This is a genomic window from Bradyrhizobium hipponense (assembly GCF_008123965.1).
GTDB classification, from domain to species: Bacteria; Pseudomonadota; Alphaproteobacteria; order Rhizobiales; family Xanthobacteraceae; genus Bradyrhizobium; species Bradyrhizobium hipponense.
Genome location: NZ_VSTH01000019.1, coordinates 65,724 through 78,655 on the forward strand (window position 1 = coordinate 65,724; position 12,932 = coordinate 78,655).

The window sequence follows — 12,932 nt, forward strand, 5'->3', positions numbered from 1 at the left end:
TCGGACCCATGCTGTCAGGCCGCCCGATGCCAAAAGTTTGCGTGGGGGCAACGGCTGGCAAAATAGGCCGATCCGCGAAATTGAACGTTCACGTCGGCTTTCTTCCGACAATCAAGTAAATGTGGAACGTCGGGTTACCGATATCCTGCCTGTCCCGTTGCGTGACCCGAAATCCGGACTTCTGCAAACTCGTGGCCACTGCTAAGCCAGCGGTCCTATCTTCTTCTGTAATACCTTCGGTGATTGCATGAATTTCAACGCCGGAAACTCGCAGATGGTCATCCCAAACCGTTCGCTGGATCGTCCAACCAGCAGCTATAGCGGCTCCTGCAATCTGCTCGGCGAAGTCTAGCGCTTCCTGATCCTGAGAACTTACGCCAACGTTCATGTGCTTGCGAAATGGCGCCAACGCCTTAGCGAGTTCATCGCGTTGTGTGACTGATAGTGATCGTGGTGCCTTATATTTTGCAAGCTCGGCCTGAGCTTCAAGGGCACGGGCCTGCGCCTGAGCGATCTGCAATCGAGCCGCAGTGGCGTCCCTCTCAAGCGCTGCGGCGCGCTCATTTGCTGCGGCTGCCTCGTGTCGTGCCCTCTCTATGCCCTCTTCGGCACTTCTGTCGAAGAAATAGGCTGCCCCTAAAGTGGCCACTGCCGCCACACCAGCGCATATCCAAGCAAAGACCACTGTCACCGATTCCTCCGTCGCAAGGAGTCGAGAGTATAGAACAGCCATTGGGCATGGGTAGAGGACGGCAGAAAGCCTCCCACGTTAGGTTGGCAGCCGTCAGATACGCGAACTGAGCCATCGCCTCAAAGTCCTCACCCCGACGATTCCAATCCTGCAAAATAACGAGAATACGGGACTACGGTGCGCTCAATTGACCCAGTTCGGGCTGCAGCATGGTGAGGCATGGCCCTCCTCGCGCGTGTCGTCGTGCCCAGTTGGAGTCCAATGCGCTGTCACCGCAGTTCCGCGCGCAGCCGCTTCCCGAGCGTCAGTTGCCGGGAAATGCCCATGCGTTGAGGGTGGCGATGCCCTCGCGCAGTTTTTTGACAGGGATGTACTCCGGCGAATTCCAAAACGCGTTGATTGCCTCCATCGACGGAAATTCGAACATAACAACCGGCCTGGTGTCGTGCTCGCCTTCAAGGACGTCAACCTTGGCGCCGCGAGCGACAACTTTGCCGCCGAACTTCCCCATCAGAGGAACGACGGCTTCGCGATATTTCTGGTACTGGGCTTGGTCGTCAATGGTCGCCTGAACGACAAAGTATGCGGTCAAAATTGCCTCCCTCATAAATCATAAATGAGGCATCCAACCGCAGCTGTCGTGCGAGAGCAAGTTCCTTTGGTTCGCTAGGCCAAAATAACTCCGCTAGGGAGTCGTCCCGCGGCAATTGGATGTACTCGGCAACGTCAGAGACTACGGCAGAGGCCGAGCCGTTCGCCGTCCGCACCTAGGCCGCAATCCGTCGCTCAACCGGCGCCGTCAGGAGCTTGAGCGCTTGTGCATGTTGCAGGTCGGGCACCGCGATGGCCGTGTGGCTGTAGATCGCATGGGTCCGTGATTTTGTAATCTTGTCCAGGATCTCGCGGCCTTTGATGACGTGGAGGCCCATTCCCTCGTCAGACGGGAAGATAGCCAGCACCACATCATAGGCCGCGATGACGGCTCTGAGCGCCTCGGCCTTGTCTTCGGCGACGTCGACAAACACGCGAACATCGGCTGCGAGTTCGCGCAGCTCGTCAAAATCCAGCACTGTGGGGTACTCCAACGCAACGATACTAAAGAGAAGCTTGGAGGCGTTGGGTTACTGAAGTCTCAACAACGCAGGCCAGACCACAAGTTTCACGGTGAGGTGACTCACCTCTGCGGGAAAAAGACCGATCGGGATGTCATATGCGAGGGGGATTGCCTTCGCCAGGCAAAGTGCAGGTGAGCTTGGTGCGTCAGTTGAACCCCGGCGAAGGCGGGCACGACCAATCGCCATGCTTCAAAGCCTGCTTGGCCTGATCGTGGAAACGCTTCTCAGCGCCGCGGGCGCTGCCATCGTCAAATTCTTCGGTTTGGAAAACGCCGTCGAATTTGCGGCCGCCATTGTCGGCCTGAGCTTTATCGTGATCGGCTTCGCGGCCTGGTGGTTTGGCTCCTGAGAGCAGTGGGAATGCCGTGAATCCAATCACGCTGCTCAGCGTGCTGGCAGGGTCATGGAGCACGCCAGAGATCGTCAACCAGTTCCGGCCACGTCAAAGCCCGGCGCAGCGTGGCCTACTAAAGCACCGGCGATGATGAGAAGATTTGGAGTGGAGCAGGGACCAGGCCCGCCTGGGCGAGGCTGAAGCGCGATGCGCTCGAAAGCTAGCGCGTCAAAACCAGCGCGTCACTGCTCCGTCACTTGGCGTAGCCCTGGGAGCGGAGCCAGGCGATCTTGCGGTCGCCGTTGATCCAGTCGTCGGCATCGGCCTTACTGGCAAAGCCGGTAATTTCGCGCTGTTCGGTGTCCGGGTAGTCCGCGAGGATTTTCCAGTCGCTGTCTGAAAGCCGGACGGTTTTGAAAGTCACTTTTGTTTTAGCCATGCCGCACTATGCAGGGAATGCTGCCAAAAGAGAACCCCTTGCGGCGGGCCCGCGAGCTTCGAGGTCACGCCTCTTGTCCGATGGGTAACGTCATGGCCGGGCTTGTCCCGGCCATCCACGCCTTCTCCAGCCGCGCAAAAGAACGTGGATGGCCGGGACATCTAGCGCGAAGACGCGCTTCGCGCTTCTGCCCGGGCATGACGACCCTTAGGTCCGTCGCTGGAATCCATAGTTGGTCCGCAGCGCCCGGGTTCCGCCTAGGCCTAGCGGCTTGCCTCATTGTTCTCTTTTTGTTCTATTTTAGTCTCTTTATAACGGGAGCTGAACATGCCGGACCTCGACTTCATCAGGGGGGAGATCGAACAGATGCGCATTCAGGTGGGACGCCAGCGCAAGGAGATTCTCGGGCTGCAACGGGCGGGCATCGGCACGGCCTCGGCCGAAGCATTGCTGAGCCGGATGCAGGCCAGGATCGACGATCTCTGTGCGCAACGGGATGCCCTGAAGAAGAGCCAGCCGCATCACAACCAGGGCAAGGCGCTGGGAGGCCGCAAGTGGTAGCGCTGCGCTGGTTCGACGACGAGCCCGAGCTTTCGCCTTTCCTGAAAGCGCTGGAAGACGTTCGACGCAAAGCCACGCGGGAAGGGTGGTGCTACGCGCACGTGCAGGCCATCATCGTGGCGATCGATCAATACGCGGAGGCTGCCACCGGAAATCGAGAGTATTTTCTGAACAAGCCCGTTTCAATTGGTGAATCGCGCAAGAGCGATCGCGTGCCCTGAGTTGTGGAAATCCGTGCTGCGGCGATTGTTTCGAACGCGTCGATTTTTGCTTGGGCTTTCGTGACTTCGGGGGATGCGGGCCGAGTTATTGTGCGGAACTCACGGCCAACTGCTGCTTGCGTTTTTGGCCTCAATGGGTTCTAAGCCCGGTGACTTTCATGACCGTTGGTATGAACAGCAGCCTGCTGCGTAGTTTTACCGCGTCCCGGGCAGAGCCACATTGTGGCTCTCGCGCACCACATTCGAAGGATTCCACAACATGGCGAAGATGACCAAGAACCAATTGATCGATGCGATTGCTGAGGGCACGCAGGTCGCAAAGAGCGACGTGAAGTCGGTCATCGAGTACATGGCGACGGTCGGCTACAAGGAGCTGAACGAGTCCGGTGAGTTCGTCATTCCCGGCTTTGCGAAAATGTCGGTGGTGAACAAGCCGGCGACCGAGGCCCGCATGGGCGTCAATCCGTTCACGAAAGAGCCGATGCAGTTCGCGGCCAAGCCGGCCAGCAAGTCGGTCAAGGCATCGCCGCTGAAGGTTGCCAAGGACGCTGTCTGAGGACGCTGTCTGATCCGAACATAGAGAGCGGTCGGCGGCGAGCGTGCACTCGATCGTGGCGCCGGCGTAGACGTTGCAACCGGCGAGCCCCGCAAAAGAAGAGCCCCGCGCTTTCGCGCGGGGCTCTCCAGCTGACGGCAATGGGATTTCAGCGCCTGGCCGCCAGCCGTATTTCTAAGTTAAAATTGAAAATCCAAAAAGCAACAGCGCCGCGATGACGGAATATGTTCGTCAGGCGGCGCTGCCATATTGACTGGGCGCTGAAATCCCCAGCTTCCATGGGTCTTCGCAGTGCAGAAAAGGTTCAACGCGAAGCTTGCGGACATCGCTCGGGTGGCGCCCCGCGCTCGCCTCAGCCGCTCCACATCGCGCTGGACATTTGTTCCCATTTTGTTCTAGTTGGGTCGTGGAGGTGATTCATGACCATCGAGAAACAGCGCGAAGTGATCCGGCTCTGGAATCAGCTCAGGAAGGTGCGGGGCCCGGCCGCAGAAGAACTCCGCATCCAGATCCTCGAATGCTTCGCCGAGAAGGACAGCGCCAAGCGTTCGGCGGCTTGAGCAGCGTCGCCGGTCGAGGAGGGCGCCGGACATCGCCGGCGCGCGTTCGAATTAGAACGGGCCCGACTCGCTTTCGTGCGCCCAAGGGGGCGTGCTTGCAGGAGTGACAGCGACGTTGCCATTGGAAGCCAGTCCTCTGGCGAGGCGTGGCAGCTTCGGACCTTTGCCTCCGGTCATTTAGGAACCAGCGTTTGCAGTGAACGTTCGCCGTGCATGACATGCCCGCGATGCGCCAAGCCGATGACGGCGAAGTCGACCAACACTTTCTGGTGCGAGCCGTGCCGCGAGATCGTCATCGTGTTTGCGGTCGTCTCGAAATTCCTGCCGCCGGCGAAATGACAGACCATACTTTCATCGATCGTTAGCAAACGCGCAGTGCTGGTTTTCTCGATTCCGATTCGTTCTTTGGGAACGAAATGGAGTCTGATGCAGAACAAGTTGCGCCCGTCGATGCCGATGCGGCCCGCGCTTGTCGCGGCCACCCGGCGCGATGCTTTGATGGCTTCATGAGATCGTGCCCGCGCATCACGCGATGCACACCGATTGTGATGCACACCAATTGTTAGGAGTTGCTCCGCGCCGATTTCTTGGATTCCGATTCGTTCTTCGAGAACGAAATGGAGTCGAAGCTGGAACAAAGCTGGTCAGCGGCACTGCCATAACCGCCTGGGCCTTCGCGCGACGCTGCGGAGGTCTGAGCTGCTTCCGCAAACCTGCTAACGAAAACTTGCGGCGAAGCCGATAACGCTAATCGGTTAGGTTAAAAGCGAAGTCGCGTTGCAGTTGCGGCGGATTGGGATAGTGTCTGGCAACGACAACCAGAAACTTCGCCCAAGAAGCTCTGTCCAAGAACGTTTGTCCAAGAACCTTTGCCCAAGAACCTTTGCCAACGAACCGCTTTGTCATGACACCTTTTTCAGGACCGTCGTTTTATCAAGGCGACCGGCACACCTACCGGCGCGTCGCTGTTGTCGGCACGCTGTTTTGCCTCGCCTTCGTGGTGATCAGCTTTTCGCTGCGGCCGCAGGCCGAAGACACGCGCGTCGCGGTCAAGGCCGACCGGCTGGTGCGCACCGCCGGCCACGCGCCGCGCGCGAATTAGCGCTCGTCGCGGTAGATCTGGTCGTCGGGGCCCGCGTGGCGGCACGACGCACCGCTGCTCGCGAGCGCGACGAAACCGGCATAGCCGGCCAGGTTGAGCAGGACTTCGAGCCACACGGGCATGTCGGCCTCTCTTGCGCGAAGTCGACACAACGTGCGCGCGAAAGAGATGTTCCGCGCTCGCCAGGAAATTTCCAAAAAATTTCCCGTTCAGAGCGGGGAGGAGGGGTCGAGCCGGCGGCCGAGCGTCGCGACGGATTTGGGGGACGGCTGCTCCTTGAGGAACTCGGCAATGGCGCGTGCGAGCTCACCGTCGGTCATCGGCGTCGCGGGCGGGCGCAGGCTGCCGACGCTGATGCCGCGAACGATCTCCTCGTAATGCTGATTACGTGCCTTCGGAACGAGCCTGCGGATGCGGGCGAGCAGAGCGGATATCGGCAATCTTTCCTCCTCGCGATCTTTCCTCCCTCGATCACCCGCCCCATTGGCAGCCGGTTGGCTGTGCTGCCATTTGTGTTCCTGAAACAAAACCCCGTCAGCATCACGATGGATACTGACGGGGCTTCGTGCGCGGCCTCTACCGGATAGCGGAGGCTTGCACTCGCAAGTTCAATCCATGAGAGCCGATTTCGTTCCGCTCGCGCCCAATTTTTTTCGCGCCCATTTTTTTCGTGCCCGGGGGTTCCTCCATGGCGCGCGCAACCATCGCACAGAGCCGGCGTTGTTTCGCCAGCTACCAAGGAGCAGATGCATGATGATGAAAACACTCGCAGTTCTGGCCACCGTTGCGGCGGTGGGCGTAACCGCAGTCGCCGCTCCTGCGGAGGCGCGTGGTCGCGGCATCGGTCCGGGCCTCGCATTCGGTCTTGCCGCCGGCGCGATCACCGCGGGCGCGTTGGCTGCGTCCCATCCGTATGGCTACGGCTATTACGATGGCCCGGCTTATTATTACGGACCTGGCCCTTACGCCTATTACGGCGGCGGACCATACTACTATGGCCACCGCCGGCACCACTACTACTACCGTCACTGGTAACAGCCACGGCTAAGCGAAAAGCCCGGAGCGATGCCCCGGGCTTTTTTCATGAAAGTTCCTTGCGCGATGATCTGACGCGCGATGGTCTACGGCCAGAGCGAGGGCCGTTCGACCTTGCGGGCATTCTCAAGCGTCGAGACGCAATATTCCTCACGCTCGCGCTTGAATTTTTCCTGGGTGGCGCGGAAGGCGGCGACACGTGCGGCGATCTCGTCGCGTTCGCGGGCTTTGCGTTCTTCGTCTTCGGTCATGTCCATCCCCTCTGTTCGCACTTGAACTGCGTTGACACCTGAACTCAAGCAGCGCCGCCGCATCGCACCTGAGTCGCAGTCGAAGACATGCATTGGCGCTTCTGATTGGGGCGTCAATGGGGAGGAGGCATTGCAGGATTGTGATAAGCGATTGTGATAAGCGAACGGCGGAAAAATTGCCGTTCGCGTTTCGTGAGACGGTGGATAAGAGCGTCAACAATCTTGTCGCTTGCACATGTTGCGGCTAGCCCCAAAGGCAAATCGCAGCAAATCAGCGCGCGTGACGCACAAGGCGTCCATTGAGATGATGACGGCAACATCCGGCTGCGGCATGCTGGCATGCTATAGAGCGGTGCTCGGGCCTACGGATGACTTGACTACGGATCACTTGACTACGGATCACTTGCCCATGATCGCTTGCCCATGATCGCATCGGATCTTCGCAGCGGCGTCGAACGGCTCGGCGACATGATCGCCGAAGCCAAGGCCATCGTGCCGTTCACCGGCGCCGGCATTTCGACGGAATGCGGCATCCCGGATTTCCGCTCGCCGGGCGGGCTGTGGACTCGCAACCGTCCGATCCCGTTCGACGAATTCGTCGCCAGCCAGGACGCGCGGGACGAGTCCTGGCGCCGCCGCTTTGCGATGGACGAGACCTTTGCGGCGGCAAAGCCCGGCCGCGGCCATCGCGCGCTGGCCTCGCTCTACCGCGCCGGCAAGGTTCCCGCTGTCATCACCCAGAACATCGACAATCTGCATCAGGCCTCGGGCTTCGCCGCCGGGCACGTGATTGAGCTTCACGGCAACACCACCTATGCGCGCTGCATCGGATGCGGGCAGACCTATCAGCTCGACTGGGTCAAGCGCCGGTTCGATCAGGATGGCGCCGCTCCGGACTGCACCGCCTGCGATGAGCCGGTGAAAACCGCCACCATTTCGTTCGGTCAGGCGATGCCGGACGGCGAAATGCAGCGCGCAACCGAGCTGTCGCAGCGTTGCGACCTCTTCATCGCGATCGGTTCCTCGCTCGTTGTATGGCCGGCAGCGGGCTTTCCGATGATGGCGAAGAACGCCGGTGCTCGTTTGGTCATCATCAATCGCGAGCCGACCGAGCAGGACGACATCGCCGACCTCGTGATCCGCCATGACATCGGCGAAACGCTCGGGCCGTTCGTCGGCAATTGATCGGTCGTTTTTGATTCGCGCCTGTGCAAGCTGTTCATAGGTTCCGGCGAATCTCTTTTTTGTCTATGCCTCTCAACCGAGAGTGTTATCTTTTGATTCGAAAGATTCGCGTCGCGTCCAGCTGAGATGATTCTCGAAAGACGCGTGATTCGGCGCCGCCACTCAGGCGGGTTGCATGGCAGTGTGGGGTCCGGGGTTATGGGGTCGTCGGACGGATTTGAGTCCAAGAAGGTTGGAGTTCCCGCGGTGGGCGAACACGGCTCCGGGCGCGAGAGCGCGCTCAGTCCCTTCACCGGGCTGGGCGAGGCCGCCGCCAACCTCGTCGAGGTGCACGGCGTCATCAAATGGTTCGACGCCTCCAAGGGCTATGGCTTCGTCGTTCCTGACAATGGCTGGCCGGACGTGCTCCTGCACGTGACCGTGCTGAGGCGCGACGGCTTCCAGACCGCGTACGAGGGCGCCCGCATCGTCGTCGAGTGCATCCAGCGCGCCAAGGGCTACCAGGCGTTCCGCGTGGTCTCGATGGACGAGTCGACCGCGATCCATCCGGCGCAGATGCTGCCGCCGCGCACCCACGTCACGGTCACCCCGACCAGCGGACTCGAGCGGGCCCAGGTCAAATGGTTCAATCGGCTGCGCGGCTTCGGCTTCCTCACCTGCGGCGAGGGCACCCCCGACATCTTCGTGCACATGGAGACGCTGCGCCGCTTCGGCATGACTGAGCTGCGGCCCGGCCAGTACGTCCTGGTCCGCTTTGGGCCCGGCTCCAAGGGCATGATGGCCGCCGAGATTCATCCCGAGTCCGGGTCGCCGGTTTCTTCGCACTAAGGCCTTGCCCGTTCCCGCAATCGTGAGCAGAGGCGCGCTGGCAGGGCCGTGCGCGCCATCTGGCTTTTGCGGCGATCGCCGCGTAAGGATTGTCGCAGTCCCACGCCGTCAGGCCATGCTTGCTGTCCGAGTGCCCCTCCATGAGTTCTGATCGAAAGGCCGCCTGGTTCCTCAGCCGGAGCTGGCTTGCCGCCATCCTGGTCATCGCCACCTATGCCGTCGCGAGCGCGCCCGCCGGCGCCGCCAACCTTCAGACGCTGGAGATCGTCACCAAGAACGGCGTTCAGGTATTCTCGGTCGAGATGGCGACCACGGAAGAGGAGAAGCAGACTGGCCTGATGCACCGCAAGGAACTGGCGGACGGCAAGGGCATGCTGTTCGACTTCAGCCCCGAGCAGGAAGTGTCGATGTGGATGAAGAACACCTACATCTCGCTCGACATGATCTTCATCCGCGCCGACGGCCGCATCCTGCGCATCGCGGAAAATACCGAGCCAATGTCGACCAAGATCATCTCGTCACATGGTCTTGCCAAGGGCGTCCTGGAGGTGCCGGCGGGAACGGCGCAGAAATACGGCATCCGTCCCGGCGATCGGGTCGGCCACCCGCTGTTCGGCAGCAAATAGGGGCGATCGGCGGAATTATTGCCGCCTTGCGGGCGGCTTGGGAAGCTTGCTGGCGCCTTGGGAAGCGTGTATCGACAGGGCTCACCGGACATTCGGGGTATAGCGCAGCCTGGTAGCGCGGCAGTTTTGGGTACTGCAGGTCGTTGGTTCGAATCCAGCTGCCCCGACCAGTGTTTTCAAGCACTTAAAGCAAAATAGGTCGGTCTTTCCGTCGCAGAAATTGTGATTGGAAAGTTCATAAGGAAGGCGCGAGCAGGGCGCGTTGCTTCGCCAAATGCCGGCGGAAGCGCGCCAAGCGCGCGACCCCGACTGGATCTCTTCATACGGCGACCAAAGGCATTTCCTTGATAGCTTCCCATTGCTGGGTTGAAGTCGTACCTGACCACGCGTTGCGCTCGAGATTTGGCTTCCATGCGGCCGCCGGATCGAGATTGCCGGACTTCGTGAAGAAGGCGTTCGCTCCGTAGGTCGATACAGCCGCCAACCCGTACCCGTGCTCCCTGCAAAGCTTCGCAAGGGCCGCGAGCGACGCGCCGTGGTACCAGCCAGTTGGATGCTTCTGGTGGCGAACAAAGGTGGGGTCATAAGGAACGGTGACCGAGGCGGACTCAAAACTGGCATTGTACTCGATCGAAATGATCGACGGACCAATCCCGATCAGCTTTTCGAGAAACCAGTAGTCGTTGCCATCCACGTCGATGGAGAGAATGCCGAGGCGCTCGAATTTGGTTCGAATGAAATCAAGATTGTCGAGAGAGAGAAAGCTGTTTCGAATATCGATCCAGGTCGGAAGCAACACCTTTGCATCTTCGACTTGTTCGGCCGAGCCGTCAATCAAGAGCCCCCTCCATTCGGGCTCGTTGGCGAATGCCGCACAGTTGAATTTCACGGGGTGGAAGCCAAACTCAACAAATGTCTTCGGCGCCGCTGTGGTCGCGGCAAGATCAGCTAAAATGTCCACTTCATCGGCTTCGCTCTTGGTCCCGTGTTTGAGCTGCATCAGGCGGTAGCGAAGCCTTCGAAGCTGCGGGATAGATTTAAGAAAGGCGCGCATGGTTCCCAATCCGTCGAATGGCTGAAACAGCATAGATATCGTTCAGAAACAATTTGCAATGTTCATCCCGCGCAAATCGCGTCATGAACTTGGCGAGTCCTTGGCGGGCCACGCTCTCAGCGCCTGATTTCGACGCGTTCCGCGTTGAAGGGAGAAGGCGAGGGACCCTATCGGCGTCCCACCGGAGTCTCCTTAAGGCGAGGTCATCATGTCGATCAGTGCGACTGCTGCGGCGATGACGACGTCCCCCATCGACCGCCACCACTCGGCGACGGCGCTCAGAGCAGGTCCAGCACCATTTCCAGCGTCTGAGCCCAGTGATCGCTCATGCCGGGACACGCGTCCCGGAGCGCCTGACCAGTCCAGACCAATTGAGCAAAGTTCATCGAACCTTTGGACGTCGCCACAGACATATGGGTGTTGGGAATTTCAGCGCCCAATGTCTAAACGGACGCCGCCAAGCGATGATATTCCGCTTGCGCGGCGTTGCGCTTTTCGGAGCGGGCAATCAGCTCGTCGCGTACCAGCCGAGCGGAAACGGCAGGAACGGCCATATCCCATGGTTGTCGTTCGAGGCTTTCGGTAGTTCTTGAACGGAAGTTTTGACGGCCGGAGCAGGCGGCGTCGATGGCACCGCCAACCGCAGACAGGCACACTGCAAATTCATCGTGGTCGCCCCAGCCAGTAAGCATTTTTCAAAATTGAGCAGTTCAAAATTGCCACGCGTCCTCAAAACGGCGCGCTCATTCTCAAATCACGTTGCCCATTGTAGAAAAATTGGCGGTGGCTTTCAACCGGTCTTACTGCCCTCTCGCGACAGGTAAGGTTGACCGGTTAGGTTAAGGCAGAGCTGTTGTTGCGGCCGCCTTGGCGAGTGTTATCACCTCGGTTCCGGCGCGCGATGGGCTGCCTGGAATCTATGCTCACACAGAGTCGCAGTTCGTCGCGGCGCTCGCATCTTGTGAGTTCTGGGTCATGTCTTTCGATCGCAACGTCCAGACCGTCAATACAAAGTCCAGCTGGGCCGATATCTGGCACCTCTGGACCGTGATCGTGCCGCGCCGCTCGATCAACGGGCAGCTTGTCTGCGGTAAGGTCTGGCGGCGCCACGACGGCCGCGACTGGATCTACAAGAAATTCACCGAGTACGACAGCAACGACGCGGCTTGAGCTGGCGCTGCTGCCGCCGGGATCAGCCCGCCTTCGCCGCCGCCGGCTTGGACGGCGGTGGCTTCAGCGGCTTGTCCTGCCGCTTCGACCAGGAGATGTAGTAGGCGACCGTCGTCATGATCGCGATGCCGGCGACGCTGACGAAGATCTGCGCAAACAGCGAGCCCGAGCTCATCGACAGCTCGAAATGGCCGACGAAGGACAGGAACACGCCGACGCAGAACACGGCGAGCGATTGCTGGCCGCAGACGATGATCGGATCGAACCCCTTCCACTCCAGCCCCGGCCATTCCTTGGGCACGAAGCGGATCACCAGGATCACGATCACGACGAAGTGGATGAAGCGGTAGGGCGCGAGATTGGTCTTGTCGTTCGGGTTGAAGGCCGAGAACAGCCATTGCGGGAACATGCCGCCGAGGGTCGGGAAGCGGCCGGCCATGGTCATGATCAGCGCGAACAGGAGATAGCCGAGGCACAGATAGAGTGTGAGCGGCGCGTTGATCACATTCATCGAGCGCCGCGCCCCGCCCATCGCGCACCAGGCGCCGAACACGAACAGCACCTGCCAGCAATACGGGTTGAAGTACCATTGTCCCGCCGGATAGGCGTTCAGATTCCAGCCGAAGTGACGCGCGGTCAGCCACAGCACGATCGACAGCACCATCGTCAGGTCGGGCTTGCGCAGCATGAACCACAGCACCGGGGGAAACAGCCCCATCAGCACGATGTAGAGCGGCAGCACGTCGAGATTGAGCGGCTTGAAGCGCAGGAACAGGCCTTGCCGCAGCGTCTCGGTGGCATTGTCGACGAGGCCGGCAACGTTGAACTCATTGATCATCTCGGAATCGCCGAAGCGCAGCGCCAGATAGCTGATCGAGGCGATGTAGATCACGAACAGGATGATGTGGGCGACGTAGAGCTGCCAGACCCGCTTGGTGAGCCGGGTGGCGCCGACGAGGAAACCCCGCTCCAGCATCATCCGCGCATAGACGAAGGATGCAGTGTAGCCGGAGATGAAGACGAAGAGATCGGCGGCGTCGGAAAAGCCGTAATTGCGGGTCGTGATCCAGTTCACTACATTGTCGGGGATGTGATCGAGGAAGATCGCCCAGTTCGCGATGCCGCGAAACAGGTCGAGCCTGAGGTCGCGGCCTTTTTCGGGGAGCGTTGCGTTGATGTTCAGGAAGGCCATGCGACGGGAGCT

Annotated in this window: 21 protein-coding genes and 1 tRNA gene; 12 read left to right on the forward strand and 10 right to left on the reverse strand. The window is 60.1% G+C overall.

The window, feature by feature from the left end; genetic code table 11:
* Positions 1 to 88: 88 nt before the first annotated feature.
* The 3 genes from FXV83_RS06510 to FXV83_RS06520 all read right to left on the reverse strand — a co-directional run bounded on the left by FXV83_RS06510 (position 89) and on the right by FXV83_RS06520 (position 1,761).
* On the reverse strand, positions 89 to 691 hold the full coding sequence (locus tag FXV83_RS06510) for a hypothetical protein (RefSeq protein WP_148738381.1): 603 nt from the start codon (positions 689 to 691) through the stop codon (positions 89 to 91).
* A 304-nt stretch (positions 692 to 995) separates the two neighbouring features.
* Positions 996 to 1,283 (reverse strand): DUF1330 domain-containing protein, encoded by a 288-nt coding sequence (locus FXV83_RS06515; protein ID WP_187435701.1) that lies wholly within the window; start codon positions 1,281 to 1,283, stop codon positions 996 to 998.
* Between the two features lie 175 nt (positions 1,284 to 1,458).
* On the reverse strand, positions 1,459 to 1,761 hold the full coding sequence (locus FXV83_RS06520) for a hypothetical protein (protein WP_148738383.1): 303 nt from the start codon (positions 1,759 to 1,761) through the stop codon (positions 1,459 to 1,461).
* A 229-nt stretch (positions 1,762 to 1,990) separates the two neighbouring features.
* Here FXV83_RS06520 and FXV83_RS42460 point away from each other — a divergent pair, with 229 nt between their 5' ends.
* On the forward strand, positions 1,991 to 2,155 hold the full coding sequence (locus FXV83_RS42460; RefSeq protein ID WP_187435702.1) for a hypothetical protein: 165 nt from the start codon (positions 1,991 to 1,993) through the stop codon (positions 2,153 to 2,155).
* Between the two features lie 238 nt (positions 2,156 to 2,393).
* Here FXV83_RS42460 and FXV83_RS06525 read toward each other — a convergent pair whose 3' ends face one another.
* The gene (locus FXV83_RS06525; RefSeq protein ID WP_148738384.1) at positions 2,394 to 2,579 is read right to left on the reverse strand and encodes a hypothetical protein; all 186 of its coding nucleotides are present in this window, start codon (positions 2,577 to 2,579) and stop codon (positions 2,394 to 2,396) included.
* A gap of 327 nt (positions 2,580 to 2,906) precedes the next feature.
* On the opposite strand from FXV83_RS06525, the gene FXV83_RS06530 reads away from it, so the two are divergent.
* The 4 genes from FXV83_RS06530 to FXV83_RS42465 all read left to right on the forward strand — a co-directional run bounded on the left by FXV83_RS06530 (position 2,907) and on the right by FXV83_RS42465 (position 4,477).
* A complete protein-coding gene (locus FXV83_RS06530) occupies positions 2,907 to 3,140 on the forward strand; it encodes a hypothetical protein (RefSeq protein ID WP_148738385.1) in 234 nt (77 codons plus the stop codon).
* Positions 3,134 to 3,361, forward strand: a complete 228-nt coding sequence (locus tag FXV83_RS06535) for a hypothetical protein (RefSeq protein ID WP_148738386.1) — start codon at positions 3,134 to 3,136, stop codon at positions 3,359 to 3,361. The genes FXV83_RS06530 and FXV83_RS06535 overlap by 7 nt, the downstream gene beginning before the upstream one ends.
* 259 nt (positions 3,362 to 3,620) lie before the next feature.
* Positions 3,621 to 3,917 carry an HU family DNA-binding protein gene (locus tag FXV83_RS06540; protein WP_148738387.1) on the forward strand — a complete coding sequence of 99 codons (297 nt, stop codon included), beginning with the start codon at positions 3,621 to 3,623 and terminating at the stop codon, positions 3,915 to 3,917.
* Between the two features lie 419 nt (positions 3,918 to 4,336).
* Positions 4,337 to 4,477 (forward strand): hypothetical protein, encoded by a 141-nt coding sequence (locus FXV83_RS42465; RefSeq protein ID WP_187435703.1) that lies wholly within the window; start codon positions 4,337 to 4,339, stop codon positions 4,475 to 4,477.
* 173 nt (positions 4,478 to 4,650) lie between these two features.
* Here FXV83_RS42465 and FXV83_RS06545 read toward each other — a convergent pair whose 3' ends face one another.
* Complete coding sequence (locus FXV83_RS06545; protein WP_148738388.1) at positions 4,651 to 5,115, reverse strand: hypothetical protein; 465 nt, start codon at positions 5,113 to 5,115, stop codon at positions 4,651 to 4,653.
* Between the two features lie 266 nt (positions 5,116 to 5,381).
* Between FXV83_RS06545 and FXV83_RS06550 the strand changes: the two genes are divergently transcribed.
* Positions 5,382 to 5,579, forward strand: a complete 198-nt coding sequence (locus tag FXV83_RS06550) for a hypothetical protein (protein ID WP_148738389.1) — start codon at positions 5,382 to 5,384, stop codon at positions 5,577 to 5,579.
* Here the strand turns inward: FXV83_RS06550 and FXV83_RS44860 are convergent.
* Together FXV83_RS44860 and FXV83_RS06560 are read right to left on the reverse strand one after the other, a co-directional pair.
* On the reverse strand, positions 5,576 to 5,701 hold the full coding sequence (locus FXV83_RS44860) for a hypothetical protein (protein WP_148738390.1): 126 nt from the start codon (positions 5,699 to 5,701) through the stop codon (positions 5,576 to 5,578). The genes FXV83_RS06550 and FXV83_RS44860 overlap by 4 nt on opposite strands.
* A gap of 87 nt (positions 5,702 to 5,788) precedes the next feature.
* The gene (locus FXV83_RS06560; protein ID WP_148738391.1) at positions 5,789 to 6,019 is read right to left on the reverse strand and encodes a hypothetical protein; all 231 of its coding nucleotides are present in this window, start codon (positions 6,017 to 6,019) and stop codon (positions 5,789 to 5,791) included.
* Between the two features lie 313 nt (positions 6,020 to 6,332).
* On the opposite strand from FXV83_RS06560, the gene FXV83_RS06565 reads away from it, so the two are divergent.
* Positions 6,333 to 6,614, forward strand: a complete 282-nt coding sequence (locus FXV83_RS06565) for a hypothetical protein (RefSeq protein WP_148738499.1) — start codon at positions 6,333 to 6,335, stop codon at positions 6,612 to 6,614.
* A gap of 86 nt (positions 6,615 to 6,700) precedes the next feature.
* On the opposite strand, the gene FXV83_RS42470 is transcribed toward FXV83_RS06565, so the two are convergent.
* The gene (locus FXV83_RS42470) at positions 6,701 to 6,865 is read right to left on the reverse strand and encodes a hypothetical protein (RefSeq protein WP_187435704.1); all 165 of its coding nucleotides are present in this window, start codon (positions 6,863 to 6,865) and stop codon (positions 6,701 to 6,703) included.
* A 423-nt stretch (positions 6,866 to 7,288) separates the two neighbouring features.
* On the opposite strand from FXV83_RS42470, the gene FXV83_RS06570 reads away from it, so the two are divergent.
* The 4 genes from FXV83_RS06570 (at position 7,289) to FXV83_RS06585 (ending at position 9,674) form a co-directional block, all read left to right on the forward strand.
* Entirely contained in the window at positions 7,289 to 8,050 is a 762-nt protein-coding gene (locus FXV83_RS06570; protein ID WP_187435705.1) for an SIR2 family NAD-dependent protein deacylase, read from the forward strand.
* Positions 8,051 to 8,248: 198 nt separating this feature from the next.
* Positions 8,249 to 8,878, forward strand: a complete 630-nt coding sequence (locus tag FXV83_RS06575) for a cold-shock protein (RefSeq protein WP_187435706.1) — start codon at positions 8,249 to 8,251, stop codon at positions 8,876 to 8,878.
* Between the two features lie 140 nt (positions 8,879 to 9,018).
* Positions 9,019 to 9,504 (forward strand): DUF192 domain-containing protein, encoded by a 486-nt coding sequence (locus FXV83_RS06580; RefSeq protein WP_148738394.1) that lies wholly within the window; start codon positions 9,019 to 9,021, stop codon positions 9,502 to 9,504.
* 93 nt (positions 9,505 to 9,597) lie between these two features.
* A tRNA-Pro gene (locus FXV83_RS06585) sits at positions 9,598 to 9,674 on the forward strand.
* A gap of 149 nt (positions 9,675 to 9,823) precedes the next feature.
* Here FXV83_RS06585 and FXV83_RS06590 read toward each other — a convergent pair.
* Positions 9,824 to 10,558, reverse strand: coding sequence for a hypothetical protein (locus tag FXV83_RS06590; RefSeq protein ID WP_187435707.1), 735 nt, complete (start codon positions 10,556 to 10,558; stop codon positions 9,824 to 9,826).
* A 975-nt stretch (positions 10,559 to 11,533) separates the two neighbouring features.
* On the opposite strand from FXV83_RS06590, the gene FXV83_RS06600 reads away from it, so the two are divergent.
* A complete protein-coding gene (locus FXV83_RS06600; protein ID WP_148738396.1) occupies positions 11,534 to 11,728 on the forward strand; it encodes a hypothetical protein in 195 nt (64 codons plus the stop codon).
* A 22-nt stretch (positions 11,729 to 11,750) separates the two neighbouring features.
* Here FXV83_RS06600 and FXV83_RS06605 read toward each other — a convergent pair whose 3' ends face one another.
* Positions 11,751 to 12,920, reverse strand: a complete 1,170-nt coding sequence (locus FXV83_RS06605) for an OpgC domain-containing protein (protein WP_148738397.1) — start codon at positions 12,918 to 12,920, stop codon at positions 11,751 to 11,753.
* Positions 12,921 to 12,932: the final 12 nt, after the last annotated feature.

Excerpts from the sequence above, each read along its gene's own strand:
- FXV83_RS42460 (WP_187435702.1), top strand. The coding sequence starts at position 1,991 with ATGCTTCAAAGCCTGCTTGGCCTGATCGTGGAAACGCTTCTCAGCGCC.
- FXV83_RS06525 (WP_148738384.1), bottom strand. The coding sequence starts at position 2,579 with ATGGCTAAAACAAAAGTGACTTTCAAAACCGTCCGGCTTTCAGACAGC.
- FXV83_RS06530 (WP_148738385.1), top strand. The coding sequence starts at position 2,907 with ATGCCGGACCTCGACTTCATCAGGGGGGAGATCGAACAGATGCGCATT.
- FXV83_RS06540 (WP_148738387.1), top strand. The coding sequence starts at position 3,621 with ATGGCGAAGATGACCAAGAACCAATTGATCGATGCGATTGCTGAGGGC.
- FXV83_RS42465 (WP_187435703.1), top strand. The coding sequence starts at position 4,337 with ATGACCATCGAGAAACAGCGCGAAGTGATCCGGCTCTGGAATCAGCTC.
- FXV83_RS06550 (WP_148738389.1), top strand. The coding sequence starts at position 5,382 with ATGACACCTTTTTCAGGACCGTCGTTTTATCAAGGCGACCGGCACACC.
- FXV83_RS44860 (WP_148738390.1), bottom strand. The coding sequence starts at position 5,701 with ATGCCCGTGTGGCTCGAAGTCCTGCTCAACCTGGCCGGCTATGCCGGT.
- FXV83_RS06565 (WP_148738499.1), top strand. The coding sequence starts at position 6,333 with ATGATGAAAACACTCGCAGTTCTGGCCACCGTTGCGGCGGTGGGCGTA.
- FXV83_RS42470 (WP_187435704.1), bottom strand. The coding sequence starts at position 6,865 with ATGACCGAAGACGAAGAACGCAAAGCCCGCGAACGCGACGAGATCGCC.
- FXV83_RS06570 (WP_187435705.1), top strand. The coding sequence starts at position 7,289 with ATGATCGCATCGGATCTTCGCAGCGGCGTCGAACGGCTCGGCGACATG.
- FXV83_RS06575 (WP_187435706.1), top strand. The coding sequence starts at position 8,249 with ATGGGGTCGTCGGACGGATTTGAGTCCAAGAAGGTTGGAGTTCCCGCG.
- FXV83_RS06580 (WP_148738394.1), top strand. The coding sequence starts at position 9,019 with ATGAGTTCTGATCGAAAGGCCGCCTGGTTCCTCAGCCGGAGCTGGCTT.
- FXV83_RS06590 (WP_187435707.1), bottom strand. The coding sequence starts at position 10,558 with ATGCGCGCCTTTCTTAAATCTATCCCGCAGCTTCGAAGGCTTCGCTAC.
- FXV83_RS06600 (WP_148738396.1), top strand. The coding sequence starts at position 11,534 with ATGTCTTTCGATCGCAACGTCCAGACCGTCAATACAAAGTCCAGCTGG.
- FXV83_RS06605 (WP_148738397.1), bottom strand. The coding sequence starts at position 12,920 with ATGGCCTTCCTGAACATCAACGCAACGCTCCCCGAAAAAGGCCGCGAC.